Genomic DNA, 917 nt, shown 5'->3' with positions numbered 1-917 from the left:
ACTGCTGGATTGATTACTAAATGCAATGTCGCAACCGAGTCACAACCATTAGCGGCAGTGAGTGTAGCCGTATAATCACCGGCATCGGTAATGGACTGGCCGTTCCAGCTATATGGTAATGCAGCAGGACAGAGTGTAACAGTCTCTTCACCGGTTACTGCAGGATTGATTACTAAATGCAGCGTAGCAATGGAATCACAACCATTGGCGGCAGTAAGCGTTGCCGTATAATCACCGGCATCGGTAATGGACTGGCCGTTCCAGCTATATGGCAATTGTCCTTCACAGATGGTAATGGTCTCTTCACCGGTTACCACAGGGTTTACAATTAAATGCAGGGTAGCAGTAGAGTCGCAACCGGCCGTGCTGGTGAGATCAGCTGTATAGTCACCTGCAGTTGTGATGGATTGACCGTTCCAGCTGTATGGCAATTGTCCTTCACAGATGGTGATGGTCTCTTCACCGGTTACCACAGGGTTTACAATTAAATGCAGGGTGGCAGTAGAATCGCAACCGGCCGTGCTGGTGAGATCAGCTGTATAGTCACCTGCAGTTGTGATCGATTGACCGTTCCAGCTATATGGCAATTGTCCTTCACAGATGGTGATGGTCTCTTCACCGGTTACCACAGGGTTTACAATTAAATGCAGGGTGGCAGTAGAATCGCAACCGGCCGTGCTGGTGAGATCAGCTGTATAGTCACCTGCGGTTGTGATCGATTGACCGTTCCAGCTATATGGCAATTGTCCTTCACAGATGGTAATGGTCTCTTCACCGGTTACCACAGGGTTGACAATTAAATGCAGGGTGGCAGTAGAATCGCAACCGGCCGTGCTGGTGAGATCAGCTGTATAGTCACCTGCAGTTGTGATCGATTGACCGTTCCAGCTATATGGCAATTGTCCTTCACAGATGGT

The 917-nt window shown here is 49.2% G+C and carries 1 protein-coding gene; it reads right to left on the bottom strand.

All coding sequences use genetic code 11. From position 1 onward, the window contains the following. The coding region (locus ACFEL9_RS26135; protein WP_385896365.1) for a hypothetical protein at nucleotides 1-917 on the bottom strand (917 nt) is incomplete at both ends.

Source organism: Terrimonas alba, assembly GCF_042434975.1.
Taxonomy (GTDB): Bacteria; Bacteroidota; Bacteroidia; order Chitinophagales; family Chitinophagaceae; genus Terrimonas_B; species Terrimonas_B alba.
Note: the sequence above shows the minus strand (reverse complement) of the source record. Positions and strands in the feature narration are given on the sequence as shown.